Source organism: Paraprevotella xylaniphila YIT 11841 (genome assembly GCF_000205165.1).
GTDB classification, from domain to species: domain Bacteria; phylum Bacteroidota; class Bacteroidia; order Bacteroidales; family Bacteroidaceae; genus Paraprevotella; species Paraprevotella xylaniphila.
Window position 1 is genome coordinate 12,424 of sequence record NZ_GL883824.1, and the last position, 14,297, is coordinate 26,720.

The window sequence follows — 14,297 nt, forward strand, 5'->3', positions numbered from 1 at the left end:
AAATACATGAATACAAGCCATTCGATTCTGGTACAACGCTATCACTCCCCGTGTGGAGAGCTGATGCTCGGCTCATGGAGAAACCACCTGTGCCTCTGCAACTGGGTGGAAGAGAAACATCCGGGACGGGTAGACCGGAGACTGCAAACATTACTGGAAGCCCGATATGAAGAACGGACATCCGACATCATCCAGGAAGCCTCCCGGCAGTTGGATGAATATTTCGGACGGAAACGCACGGCGTTCGACCTTCCGCTGTTATTCACAGGCACGGACTTTCAAAAAAAAGTGTGGCAGAAGTTATTGGAAATCCCCTACGGGGAAACCCTGTCTTACGGCGACATGGCAACGCAGCTCGGGATGCCCAAGTCCGTACGCGCCGTAGCCAACGCCAACGGGGCGAACGCCATCTCCATCATCGTCCCTTGCCATCGGGTGGTCGGCAGAGGCCACACGCTTACAGGATATGGCGGCGGGCTCGCAGCCAAAAGTTTCCTGTTAGAGCTTGAAAAATCATCCCTGTCCACCTCTTTCCTTTCACTCGCACAATAAATACTAAAGCCACTCCCCCTCTCCGCTTTTTAGAAAAACTTAATGTGTTCTGAGCATTTTTGGCATGCGTTTTGTATTGTAGTTCCAATAATATAGTTAATTTTGCCATCAGAGTCATTAATCAGAAGGAATTTGCATAGCATGAACAATCAATTTTCACCCAAGATTTCAGAAGTACTCATCTACAGCAAGGAGGAGGCGCAGCGGCTGCACAATGAATGTGTGGCTCCGGAACACCTTTTACTCGGGCTGATCAGGGACGGGGAAGGCAAGGCCATCCAAATTCTCCGCTTGCTCAATCTGGACTTCCGTTCGGTGAAACTGCGCGCAGAGCAATCCATACAAGGTTCCGCCATGCAGGAAATGCCGGACGAGGACCATGAAATCATTTTGAACGAAAAGGCTTCCAAAATCATGCGCCTTTGCCTGCTCGAAGCACGCATGCTGAAAGCCCAGGTGGCCGACACCGAACACATACTTTTAGCCATTATGAAAGAAAAAGACAACAATGCATGCCGTATCTTAGAGGAAAACAGCATCCATTATACAGACATCCTGAACCTGCTCACACAGAAAACGGAAAAATCGGACATCCAGTCCGGTTTCGGTTTTCCGGACGAGGAAGAGGAAGACGAATATGAAAACAAATCCTCAACGGGAAACCCGATGAACGAACAGGGCAGCACGGCCACGCAGACGGCGCAACCGCAGAGGAAATCGGCCAACAACACGCCGGTTTTGGACAATTTCGGTACCGACCTGACACGCGCCGCCCAAGACGGAATCCTGGACCCGGTGGTGGGTCGCGAAAAAGAAATAGAACGCGTGTCGCAAATCCTAAGCCGACGGAAAAAGAACAACCCTATATTAATAGGTGAACCGGGCGTGGGCAAATCGGCCATCGTGGAAGGACTGGCCTTGCGCATCGTACAGAAAAAGGTATCGCGCATCCTGTTCGACAAACGCGTGATAGCCTTGGACATGGCGGCCGTAGTGGCCGGCACGAAGTATCGCGGGCAGTTTGAAGAACGCATCCGCAGCATTCTCACCGAACTGCAAAAGAATCCGGACGTGATTCTTTTCATCGACGAGATTCACACGATTATCGGTGCCGGTTCGGCACCGGGCAGCATGGACGCGGCCAATATGCTGAAACCCGCACTGGCACGGGGAGAGATACAGTGCATCGGGGCTACGACCACGGACGAATTCCGGAAAAGCATCGAAAAAGACGGTGCTTTGGAACGCCGTTTCCAGAAAGTCATGGTGGAACCGACCACTCCGGAGGAAACCGTACAGATACTGGATAATATCAAGGAACGTTACGAAGACCACCACAATGTGCGCTATACGCCCGAGGCTATCCGTGCCTGCGTGCGGCTCACGGAGCATTACGTTTCCGACCGTTGCTTCCCGGACAAAGCCATCGACGCGTTGGACGAAGCCGGGTCGCGCATACACATCACCCACTCTCCCGTATCGAAAGAGATGGAGGAACAGGAAAAGCGCATCGATGCCGTACATGCCTTGAAGAACGAGGCGGTAAAGAACCAAAATTTTGAACTGGCCGCCGACTACCGTGACCAGGAAGCCAACTTGCAGGAGGAACTGAACCGCATGAAAGCGGCATGGGAGGAGAAACTCAGCCGCGAGCGGGTCACTGTGGACGAAGACCAGATAGCCGAAGTGGTATCCATGATGACAGGCATCCCTGTACAGCGCATGGGTGAGGCCGAAGGGCACAAGCTGAAGGACATGGCCGTCAACCTGAAACGGGAAGTCATCGGACAGGACGAGGCCATCGACAAGTTGGTGCGCTCCATCCAACGCGGCCGCGTGGGACTGAAAGACCCGAACAAACCCATCGGGGCGTTCATGTTCCTCGGGCCTACGGGAGTAGGCAAGACGTACTTGGCCAAAAAGTTGGCCGAATACATGTTCGGCAGTGCCGACGCCCTGATACGCATCGACATGAGCGAATACATGGAGAAGCACACCGTGAGCCGTATGGTGGGGGCTCCTCCGGGATATGTGGGACATGAAGAAGGTGGACAGTTGACGGAAAAAGTGCGCCGCAAGCCCTACTCCATCCTACTCCTCGACGAGTTGGAAAAAGCACATAGCGACGTGTTCAACATCTTGTTGCAGGTGATGGACGAAGGACGACTGACGGACAGCAACGGCACGACGGTGGATTTCAGGAACACGGTCATCATCATGACATCGAACTGCGGGACACGCCAGTTGAAGGATTTCGGCAAAGGCATCGGGTTCAGCCGCCCGGATACGTCGGTTGCCGACAAGAAATACGGCCGCGAAGTCATCCAAAAGGCGTTGCACAAACAGTTTGCACCGGAGTTCCTGAACCGCCTGGACGACATTATCAATTTCGACCAACTGGACTTGGAGGCCATCAAACGTATCGTAGACATCGAGCTTAAACCCATCGTAAAGCGCGTGAAGGAAATGGGCTATACGTTGGAAACGGCAGAGGATGCCAAGGAGTTCCTTGCCCGCAAAGGATACGACGTACAATATGGGGCGCGTCCGTTGAAACGCGCCCTGCAGACTTATCTGGAGGATGCCATCTGCGAACTGGTCATCAACGACGAACTGCGGGATGGCGAAATCCTGACCGTACGTGCCGCCGAGGGAGACAAACTCCAGATCACGCATGGCCTTGTCCAAGAATAACAATAAATATATGTTAAAGTGCCGGACGATGTTTTCGTCTGGCACTTTTTTTGTTTCTTCATCAGTGGCTTTCAAAAAGCCGAACAGAAGATAATTTCATACAATAAAAGCAATAAATATCATGCAAAAAGGAAACATTGGGGTAACGACCGAGAACATATTCCCCGTCATCAAAAAGTTCTTGTACAGCGATCATGAAATCTTTATCCGTGAAATCGTGTCGAACGCCGTAGACGCCACGCAGAAGTTGAAAACATTGGCCAACAAAGGAGACTTCAAGGGCGAAACGGGCGAACTGAAAGTCAGTGTCAAAGTGGACAAGGACAATGGCACCATCACGGTGAGCGACAGGGGATTGGGTATGACAGAAGAAGAAATAGACAAATACATCAACCAAATCGCGTTCTCCGGTGCCAACGACTTCTTGGATAAATACAAAGAGGATGCCAACGCCATCATCGGCCACTTCGGTCTGGGCTTCTACTCTTCTTTCATGGTGAGCAAGAAAGTGGAAATCGTGACCAAGAGTTATCAAGAAGGGGCAAAGGCCGTGAAATGGAGCTGTGACGGAAGCCCTTCCTATGAAATAGAAGAAACAGAAAAAGCCGACCGCGGAACGGACATCATCATGTACATCGACGACGACTGCAAAGAGTTCTTGGAAAAGAACAAGATTGAGGAGCTGCTTCGCAAGTACTGCCGTTTCTTGCCCGTACCTGTAGCCTTCGGCAAAAAAACGGAATGGAAAGACGGCAAACAGGTGGACACGGAAGAAGACAACGTCATCAACAACACTACCCCGATATGGACCAAGAAACCGTCGGATTTGAAAGACGAGGACTACAAGGAGTTCTATCGCGAATTGTACCCGATGAGCGACGAGCCTCTGTTCTGGATTCATCTGAACGTGGACTATCCGTTCAACCTGACGGGCGTGCTCTATTTCCCCAAAATCAAGAACAACATCGAACTGCAACGTAACAAGATCCAGTTGTACTGCAACCAGGTGTACGTAACGGACAGCGTGGAAGGCATCGTGCCTGACTTCCTCACTTTGCTCCACGGAGTCATCGACTCACCGGACATCCCGTTGAACGTCAGCCGCAGCTACCTGCAAAGCGACAGCAACGTGAAGAAGATTTCTAGCTACATCACAAAGAAAGTGAGCGACCGCCTGCAAAGCCTCTTCAAGAACGACCGCAAGGAATTCGAGCAGAAATGGGATGACATCAAGATTTTCATCAACTACGGTATGCTGACGCAGGACGATTTCTATGACAAGGCCAAGAACTTCGCCCTCTTTAAGGATTGTGATGGCAAATACTTCACGTTCGAAGAATACCAGCAACTGATTAAAGACAACCAGACGGACAAGGAAGGTAACCTGATTTACCTGTATGCCCAAAACAAGGAAGCACAGTACAGCTACATCGAAGCAGCCAAGAACAAAGGCTACAGCGTATTGCTGCTCGACGGACAACTGGACACTCCCATCGTCTCCATGTTGGAACGCAAGTTTGAAAAGAGCCGTTTCACCCGCGTGGATGCCGACATCATCGACCGCCTTATCGTGAAAGAGGATGCCAACAAGACAGAACTGGACTCCGAAAAGGGTGCCAACCTTTCGGCCATCTTCAATTTCCAGATGCCGAAGTTGGACAAAACGGAATTCCACGTAGAGGCACAAGGCATGGGAGAAAACGGTATGCCTGTCATGATTACGCAAAGTGAATACATGCGTCGTATGAAAGACATGGCGCATATCCAGCCGGGCATGTCGTTCTATGGTGAAATGCCAGATATGTACACACTGGTACTGAATACGGACCACCGCCTGATTAAGGAAGTATTGGCCGACAGCGAAACCTCTACAGCTGAGCAACTAAAGCCGATTGAAGCAGAACTGAAAGGGCTGCATGCCCGCGAGGCCGTACTCCATCAGCAGCAGGAAGGCAAAAAGCCCGAAGAGATCGACCAGGCACAAAAGGATGAATTGGACAAATGCCATCAGGACATCAGTGCGGAAGAACAAAAGAAAAACGACGTACTGGCCGGTTATGGCAAGAACAACAAGAAGGTACATCAGCTTATCGACTTGGCATTGCTGCAAAACGGTATGCTGACAGGCGAAGCCTTAAGCAACTTCGTAAAACGCAGCATCGACTTGATTCAATAACTAACATGCTTGCCACTGCAAGAATAAGCAAGATAAAATCGCTATCCCCGAAAAGGATAGCGATTTTCATATAAAAAATATCCTTCAACATTTGGACATTTAAATAAAAAGCCATACCTTTGCACACGAAATCAAAACAAGAACGGCTCCGTAGCTCAACTGAATAGAGCATCTGACTACGGATCAGAAGGTTACAGGTTTGAATCCTGTCGGAGTCACAAAACGGTTTGCAAACTCAATGAATTTGCAAACCGTTTTTCTTATCCTCCACTCAATACAATTTCTCCTTAGAGTTTCTTTTTCTTCAACGTGAAAAGGAATTCCAAACCATGCCCGCCGCCCGAAGGCTTTGCATTGATATTCCCCCCATGGAAAAGCACGGCATTCTTTACGATGGCCAACCCAAGGCCCGTACCTCCTAATTTCCGGCTACGCCCCTTGTCTACACGGTAGAAACGTTCGAAGATGCGTCCCAAATGTTCGGAGGGCACTCCTACTCCATTATCGCTCACACTGAAATAATAACCATCCTCGTCTTCCGAATAACACACGATGTTCACATGCGTACCGTTTCCGGCGTATGCAATGGCATTATCCATCAAATTACGGAAAATAGAGTACAACAAAGAAGAATTCCCTTGAAGCACCAACTTGTCCGGAACATTTATCCCCACAGTCATTTGCTTCTCCTCCAGTTTCAAGGCCAGTTCCGCCACGATATTATGAATCATGGAAGCCAAATCCACATCCGTCACCTCTATCATCTGACCGGCCTCCGTCATACGGGTCAGAGTAGATATGTCCTGCAACAGGTTCGTCAGCCGGTTGCTTTGCGCAAAGCTACGCTCCAAAAACTTCTTAAGCATATCCGGCGAAAGTCCCGGATTATTCAGAATCGTTTCCAGATAACCTTGGATACTGCTCACGGGAGTCTTCAACTCATGGGCAATATTTTGTGTAATCTGCTGCTTCATGCGGGCTTGTTCCTCCTGTTTCGTAATGTCAGAAATGGAAATCTCAAAGCTGTTATCCACAAAAAGAGCCACAGACAAGTTGAACACATAACCGTTTTTATCCACGACCAACAACTTCTGCCTAAGATCTCCCTGCGTAAAACTTTTGCGGGACATCGTTATAAAATCAAACAATGGCTGCAATTCCTTCACTTGAAAGACATCCTCCACTCTTCCGATGTTCTTGTCGGATATCAGATTCACATATTGCATGAAAAGCCCGTTAGCTAGAACCACATCCTTGCCCGGATTGAAAACGGCCAGTCCTTCATTGGAAATCTGCAAATGTGTGATAAGCTTCTCACGCTCGCGGAAAAGATCGTCCTTCGCCTTGCGTAACCGTGTATAAATATCGACGATATGCCGTGAAATCTGCCCCAAATCGGTATTTCCCAATCCCTTCAAGTCATTCGTATCCACAGCCTCGTCCTGATCGGCACGACGTGCAAAAAGGCGAAGCTGAGTAATCATAGCCCCTAAACGAGCCGTCAAGTTATAAAAGACGAGGAACAAAATGGCAGATAACAAAAATGAAAACCATAAATACCCCTTGTCGGCATTCAACATGGCAATCAAATCCGTATCGTAAGGCAATGCGCTACGCACGAACAACTCTTTCTCCGGAAAATAATTCGCCGAATAAAAGAATTCCTCTCCAAGGGTCTCTGAGGTTCTTTTGATGGAATATCCGCTCCCTGCGGCCAATGCCTCACGTATTTCCTCACGGTCCAAGTGATTATCCTTCACATGTTCGGAGGAAATATCATTATCGAAAATCACTTTTCCATGGCGGTCTACGAGCGTGACACGCAGTTTCTGAAGATGGTGCCGTGTACGATAGCGCGCCACATAATCTTTCACTGAAAAGGCCGTATCAGCCATGTGATCATACAAATCCACGTTGAACATGGTCAGCGTAGAATTCAACAACTCCACTTTATGCGTCTTCTCGCGGTGATACTGATAATACAAGAAACTTGCTACGAAAACACAATAAATAGCGATAACGGAAAAAAACAGATATTGGCTGAATGACAATGACTTTCTTTTCATCTCAATCTTTCACAGAGGTATCGAAACAATATCCGTAACCCAAACGGGTGACGACAAACTTTCCGTATCCGTCGAGTTTTTTACGCAAACGGGTTATGTTCACATCTACCGTCCGGTCCAGCACCTCGGCATCGTTGTTCCATATCCTACGCAGTATCTCAGCCCGCGAAAACACACGGCCCTCATTTTCCAACAACAAGCGCAAAATCTCAAATTCGGTCTTAGTCAACTGCAACGCCTCGCCGCACAGCACGGCCTCTTTTTTGTTAAGATCCAATTTCAACTCCTTAAAACCGATATAAGCAGCCGGTACCGCCTGTTGCGGCGCCGTACGACGAAGCACAGCCTTGATTCTCATCTGCACTTCGCGCAGGGAAAAGGGCTTGGAAATATAGTCGTCCGCCCCCAAAGTGAATCCGGTGACAGCGTCGTTCTCCGTATCACGTGCCGTAAGAAAGATAATAGGTATATCACGAGTCTCACGCACTTGCTTGAGCATCTTGGCCATCTTAAAACCAGAGATTTCTCCCATCATGACGTCCAACAGCAAAAGGTGGAACTTGGCCAAATCCATCTTTAGTGCTTCTTCGGCCGAATTGGCCGTTTCTACTTCGTACCCCTCATTCTCCAGATTGAACTTTAGGATGTCGCACAAATCTTCTTCATCGTCCACCACGAGAATCCTGTAATTTGTATTCATCAGACTTACCGCTTTAGATTATTATTTTCCGATTGCAAAATTACAAGTTAGTTGTTGCACGAATATGAAACCCGTGTTACAATACCGTTACAACACCTTTTTCTTGTTGGAACCTGCGGCATGCACGAACCCAATGACGCATGTGGCCGATTATTTCCTGTGTCTCTTGCAAAGTACTCATATAAAGATATTCAATCTTCAGATTGTCCATATCTCCCTTGCGTATACGGTCTTGCTGAATCTTGCGGAGTTGGGACAACTGGGCTTTCATCTCATCTCCAAACTGCCGAACCTGCAACGCATTATCATAATTATTCGTCTCTATCATGCCGGCAATGACATTCATCAATTTTTCCACCCCTTCCCGAATCGGCATGAATTCTTTCACGTATTCCTCAGGCATGGGATTGAAATTGTTGTCCACGTGTTCTAATGAAGGTTCACACATACGCTTCAGGCAGTATAAACTCTGTTCGCAACTGTTACATGCCAAATGGAACCATGTATCTTTTTCAACAGCTTGCAGCGGGTCTATTTTACGTAATCCCACCAATTCTTTCCGACGGATTACCTTCCAATTCTTCCGTTCATCTTCCAAATGGTTCAAAGTCCGCCGCAACACTTTCACATCTTCGGCAATCAAACCGGAAGTCGTCTGCATGTAAGCTCCCGATATATATTTTACCATCTTCGATTGATAAGCACTGATATGCCGGTTCAACAGCACCCAAGCCTCATCCTTATCATTGGTTTGCGCCAACTCCGTGAAAATCTCATCCCGCTGTACTGCCGCCATTTTCTTCTTATAGCTGCGGTTATTCTGAACAAGCATGAACACGACCACGACAATGAGCAATACCATGGCCACCACTCCACCGAAATGCACAAGCAACGTCACGATGAAACACAAGAAGAAAGCCGCACCGGCCGTCATAAACCATCCGCCAATCACAGATATCACACCGGTCACGCGGAACACGGCGCTCTCGCGTCCCCATGCACGGTCGGCCAACGACGAACCCATACCCACCATAAACGCCACGTAGGTGGTAGACAACGGTAGTTTCAGAGACGTACCCACTACGATCAACAAGCCGGCCAACACCAAGTTCACGGAAGCGCGTACCAAATCAAACGCCGCACCATTCGGAATAATAGCCTCATCCTGATTGAAACGTGAATTGATCCATTTCCTCATCCATGCAGGAATATGGTCCACTACATACTCGTTGCTGTTAATCACGCTCCTCACCAACCGACGGGCAAAACGGGAAGAGCCGAACATTTCGTCGCCTGCTGTCTGACGGGACAAGTCGACGGAAGTCTTTACGACATTCTGTGCTTTCTTCGACGTCATCAAAGCTATCGTCATAATAACTCCTGCCCCGATAAGGAAAAAGACAGACGTACCGGCCGGTTCGTTCAGCACGCCCATCATATGGGTGGCAGGATTTGCCCCTGGAGTTGCCAAGAAATCCTGATAAGAAGAAAAACCGGCTAAAGTCACACCGATGAAATTCACCAAATCGTTCCCGGCAAAAGCCATAGCCAAAGAGAACGTACCAAAGAGCACTATAATCTTGAAAACATTGACCTTACACCAATGCAGGACTTGCATCAGCACCGTAAATCCGATAATGAAAGAAATCAATATCGTATGTGTGTTCTCAGCAATCCAAACTTTAATATCGGAAGTCATGAACGAAGCACTGCCGAAACCTTTTACCAACAAGAAATAAGCAATGGAAGTAATAGAAAGTCCTCCAAACAAACCTATGGTATATTTAAGATGCTTGGTATAGTGAAAAGTAAAAATGAGACGGGAAATCCATTGCACCAACATTCCGAAAACAAAAGCAATGGCGACAGAAAGAAAAATGGCTAAAATAACCGTAAAAGCTTTTTCTGTATTTATCAAACCGGCGTAGGTAAGCGAAGAATCATGGAGCATCTTGACTAACGCCAATGCCGTACTGCCTCCTAATAACTCGAAAACCATCGACACCGTGGTGGAAGTGGGCATTCCCAATGTATTGAATATGTCGAGCAAAATCACATCTGAAGCAACCACTGCCAAAAAGACGCACATCAACTCTTCGAAAGTGAAGAACTCTGGATGAAAAATGCCGTGCCTTGCAATGTCCATCATACCGTCGCTCGTCGTGGCTCCCACAAAAATACCTACTGCGGCAATTATCAATATGGTCTTGAAACGCGCTACTTTTGAACCGATGGCCGAACCCAAGAAATTCACGGCATCATTACTGACCCCCACGAACAAATCAAAAGTGGAAAGGGCAAACAGGAATATGACTATCCCCAAATAAACAAATTCCATACGATTACTTCATATTTGATTTTGGGACAAAGATAAGCATTTTCCCCTTTGCGACCATTATATTCCTATAACATTTTTCACAAAAATGCAACACAAACGAACCACTCCCATAATGTACGTTTATTCAAAACGAATAGACCGAGCCGGATGAATACGGGAAACCAAGAAGCTCGGAACGATAAGCGAAAACACGCATATCACCAAAGTTGCCACGTTGATAGCCAACACATAACAGAAATTGAACAAAACCGGTACCGAATCCACGTAGTATATCGACGCATCCAAACGGAATATTCCTGCATAATGCTGAAGAAGCACTATGCCTATACCTATTATATTTCCCAAAAGCAATCCTTTCCCCATGACGAACACGGCAAAATACAAGAAAATATGGCGGATGCCACGGTTGGTCGCTCCTAATGCTTTCATGATCCCGATAAAATTCGTGCGTTCCAATATAATAATAAGCAAACCGGAAATCATCGTAAACCCTGCTACTGATACCATCAAAGCCAAAATGACCCACACATTGACATCCAAAAGACTGAGCCATGCAAATATCTGAGGATAAAGTTCCTGTATCGTCATGGCCACATACGAACCACCATAAGCGTCCGTTTCCCGATTCATACGCTTAACCAACACACTAGCAACTTCGTCCACACGGTCCAAGTCCTTCACGGCGATTTCCATTCCACTATATTGGTCCGGAGCCCACGCATTCAAACGGTTGCAAGTATAAATGTCCGTAAAAACCAAAGCCTTGTCGAACTCCGTCAAATGCGTACAATAAATACCCGACACCGTAAAACGACGGGTACGCACGGAGTTCTCGAAGAAATAGGCAAACACTTTAGAGCCAACTTCCAAATGCAATTCATCGGCTATCTGCCGGGATATGACAATCCGGTTGGAAGCCACCGTATCAGAAAAAGACGGTAGTTCCCCCTCTTCCATGTGGGCTTTCAGGAAAGATGTATCGAATTCCACCCCCACACCGTGCAAAAGGATACCTTTAAAATCGGCATCCGTCTTGAGTATTCCCTCCTTATTGCAAAAACGCTGCACATGCGCCACCCCTTCCACGTCCCCGACCTCCTTCATCAAAGCAGAAGGTATCGCAATAGGCTGAGGGGAATTCGTCGTGACCGACGCATAGTTTTGAATCTGTATATGAGAACCGAATCCAACGACTTTCGAACTGATTTCCTGTTTGAAGCCCAACACCACGCACACCGAAATAACCATCACGGCCAAACCGACAGCCACTCCGGACGTAGCTATCAATATGGCCGGACGCGATACTTTTTTCACATCACCGTGCTCACGGAACAGCTTTCGGGCTATAAACAAATTGAAATTCATCCCTCTTGCCGTCTTATTCCGCTACACGGCCGGGATATGCCTCCAATGCCTTGCGCAATACAAAAAGGGCACGCGTCAAATCTTCTTTCTTCAACACGTAAGCTATGCGCACCTCGTTCTTACCCGAACCGGGCGTAGTATAGAATCCTGCCGCCGGAGCCATCATCACAGTCTCCCCCTCATAATCAAAGTCTTTCAAACACCATGCACAAAACTCCTCGGCATCGTCTACGGGAAGCTTGGCCACCGTATAGAAAGCCCCCATGGGGATGGGAGAATACACTCCAGGGATACGGTTCAACCCGTCAATCAAGCACTTACGCCGCTCCACATATTCGTCATACACTTCCCGTCCGTATTCTTCAGGCTCGTCGAGCGAAGCCTCCGCCGCAATCTGTCCGATTAAGGGAGGGCTTAAACGGGCCTGGCAAAATTTCATCACGGCCTTACGAACCTCCACATTCTTCGTTATCAACGCACCGATACGTATGCCGCACTCGCTATACCGCTTGGATACGGAATCTATCAGCACCACATTGTTTTCTATCCCCTCCAAGTGGCAAGCCGAGATATAGGGAGAACCGGTATAGATAAACTCACGGTACACTTCATCCGAAAAAAGATACAAATCGTACTTCTTCACCAAGTCGCGAATCTGGTTCATCTCACGGCGCGTATAGAGGTATCCCGTGGGGTTGTTCGGATTGCAAATCAGAATGGCCCGCGTACGTTCGTTAATCAGCTCCTCGAACTTCTCGACCTTCGGCAACGAAAAGCCTTCTTCTATCGTAGTGGATATCGTACGGATGACCGCCCCCGCCGAAATGGCAAATGCCATGTAATTAGCGTATGCCGGTTCGGGAACGATGATTTCGTCGCCCGGATTCAGGCAAGAGAGGAATGCGAACAATACAGCCTCCGAACCTCCCGACGTGATGATGATGTCGTCCGCCGTAAGATTGATATTGTATTTGGCATAATATCCGACCAACTTTTCCCGGTAACTCAAATATCCCTGGCTCGGGCTATATTCCAAAACCGTCCGGTCTATGTGTCGGATAGCATCTATGGCCGCTCGCGGAGTCGGCAAATCAGGCTGGCCGATATTCAAATGGTACACATGTATCCCTCTACTTTTAGCCTCAAAGGCCAACGGAGCCAATTTGCGAATCGGTGACTCCGGCATTTCCTGACCGCGAACGGATATTTTAGGCATGTCTTTTCTTTTTTGTTTTTATTGGTTCGAAATTCATGCAAAGATAGCATTTCAACATAAAACAAGCAACAAATCAGCCTACAAAATCCATAAACCGCTCACCTGTCAACAAAAAAGGCAACCCTAAGGCTGCCTTCTGTACGCCCTCAGGGATTCGAACCCTGGACCCATTGATTAAGAGTCAATTGCTCTACCAACTGAGCTAAGGACGCAAACAATTTTTGAAGTACGCCCTCAGGGATTCGAACCCTGGACCCATTGATTAAGAGTCAATTGCTCTACCAACTGAGCTAAGGACGCATCATCTTTGATTTTGCGAGTGCAAAGGTAGGGCTTTTTATTTAACCCTCCAAACTTTCGCCCCTCTTTTTCTTATTTTTTTTCCAATTCGTAAATTTCGGAAGGTATACGGCGCTTCAACACTTCCAGTTCAAAGTCCCTTCCTGAGACAATCCCTGCGGAACGGAGACAAGTATCAACCGTTTTTCGCGCCAGTTCCGGATGATTGTTCTCCTCGCTGATATGGCACAACCATACATGCCGAAGCCTGTCCGTAACATGCTCCGCCAACAGCTGCGCCGCAACCTTATTACTCAAATGTCCGTAATCACCGCTAATCCGTCCTTTCAGATAAGCCGGATACGGCCCCATCATCAACATGTCTTCGTCATGATTGGCCTCCAATACCAGATAATTCGCTTGGGCGATATAGCCACCGAATTGTTCGGTCACATGTCCGGCATCGGTAATGAGGCAAAAATTGACATCTCCGTATTGCACGCTGTAGCCCACATTGTCCGCACTGTCATGAGGCACATCGAAAGGCGTGATTACAAAATGGTCTAGCTCCAAGGTCTGTCCTTTCTGCAAGAAACGTATGTTTTCTTCCTTCAACTTAGGATGTACGCAATAATTACGCTTGATTCCGCCGTGCACAAGTTCGGTGGCATAGACCGGAATCCCGTATTCATTCGCCAAGCTCCCGACAGCTTTGACGTGGTCTGCATGGTCGTGCGTAATCAATACGGCCTTTATTTGTTTCAAAGAAAGCCCGCAAGTATTAAAATGTTTTTTCAGTGTTCGTATCCCAATTCCGGCATCAATCAATATCCCATAATTTTCTGAGAAGAGGAAGTAGCTGTTTCCGCTACTGCCGCTCCCCAGACAAATAAACTTCAGCATATCCGTAT

General features: G+C 47.8%; 9 protein-coding genes and 3 tRNA genes. 4 read left to right on the forward strand and 8 right to left on the reverse strand.

Annotated features, from left to right (window positions below):
- Window positions 1–6: 6 nt before the first annotated feature.
- The 4 genes from HMPREF9442_RS02620 to HMPREF9442_RS02635 all read left to right on the forward strand — a co-directional run bounded on the left by HMPREF9442_RS02620 (window position 7) and on the right by HMPREF9442_RS02635 (window position 5,640).
- The gene (locus tag HMPREF9442_RS02620; protein ID WP_040602529.1) at window positions 7–552 is read left to right on the forward strand and encodes a methylated-DNA--[protein]-cysteine S-methyltransferase; all 546 of its coding nucleotides are present in this window, start codon (window positions 7–9) and stop codon (window positions 550–552) included.
- 141 nt (window positions 553–693) lie between these two features.
- Entirely contained in the window at window positions 694–3,246 is a 2,553-nt protein-coding gene (locus HMPREF9442_RS02625) for an ATP-dependent Clp protease ATP-binding subunit (protein WP_008625048.1), read from the forward strand.
- A gap of 121 nt (window positions 3,247–3,367) precedes the next feature.
- Window positions 3,368–5,422, forward strand: a complete 2,055-nt coding sequence (gene htpG, locus HMPREF9442_RS02630; protein WP_008625049.1) for a molecular chaperone HtpG — start codon at window positions 3,368–3,370, stop codon at window positions 5,420–5,422.
- Between the two features lie 144 nt (window positions 5,423–5,566).
- A tRNA-Arg gene (locus HMPREF9442_RS02635) sits at window positions 5,567–5,640 on the forward strand.
- Window positions 5,641–5,709: 69 nt separating this feature from the next.
- On the opposite strand, the gene phoR is transcribed toward HMPREF9442_RS02635, so the two are convergent.
- The 8 genes from phoR to HMPREF9442_RS02675 form a co-directional block, all read right to left on the reverse strand.
- Complete coding sequence (gene phoR, locus HMPREF9442_RS02640; protein ID WP_008625050.1) at window positions 5,710–7,488, reverse strand: two-component system sensor histidine kinase PhoR; 1,779 nt, start codon at window positions 7,486–7,488, stop codon at window positions 5,710–5,712.
- 1 nt (window position 7,489) lies between these two features.
- Window positions 7,490–8,188: a two-component system response regulator PhoB gene (phoB, locus tag HMPREF9442_RS02645; protein WP_008625051.1), complete on the reverse strand. Its 699-nt coding sequence runs from the start codon at window positions 8,186–8,188 to the stop codon at window positions 7,490–7,492.
- A 76-nt stretch (window positions 8,189–8,264) separates the two neighbouring features.
- On the reverse strand, window positions 8,265–10,526 hold the full coding sequence (locus HMPREF9442_RS02650) for an inorganic phosphate transporter (protein ID WP_008625061.1): 2,262 nt from the start codon (window positions 10,524–10,526) through the stop codon (window positions 8,265–8,267).
- Between the two features lie 120 nt (window positions 10,527–10,646).
- Window positions 10,647–11,891, reverse strand: coding sequence for an ABC transporter permease (locus tag HMPREF9442_RS02655; protein WP_008625062.1), 1,245 nt, complete (start codon window positions 11,889–11,891; stop codon window positions 10,647–10,649).
- A 13-nt stretch (window positions 11,892–11,904) separates the two neighbouring features.
- Window positions 11,905–13,107 (reverse strand): pyridoxal phosphate-dependent aminotransferase, encoded by a 1,203-nt coding sequence (locus HMPREF9442_RS02660; RefSeq protein WP_008625064.1) that lies wholly within the window; start codon window positions 13,105–13,107, stop codon window positions 11,905–11,907.
- Between the two features lie 139 nt (window positions 13,108–13,246).
- Window positions 13,247–13,319, reverse strand: a tRNA-Lys gene (locus HMPREF9442_RS02665).
- A 15-nt stretch (window positions 13,320–13,334) separates the two neighbouring features.
- Window positions 13,335–13,407, reverse strand: a tRNA-Lys gene (locus tag HMPREF9442_RS02670).
- Between the two features lie 72 nt (window positions 13,408–13,479).
- Window positions 13,480–14,289 carry an MBL fold metallo-hydrolase gene (locus tag HMPREF9442_RS02675; protein ID WP_172604631.1) on the reverse strand — a complete coding sequence of 270 codons (810 nt, stop codon included), beginning with the start codon at window positions 14,287–14,289 and terminating at the stop codon, window positions 13,480–13,482.
- Between the last annotated feature and the right edge of the window lie 8 nt (window positions 14,290–14,297).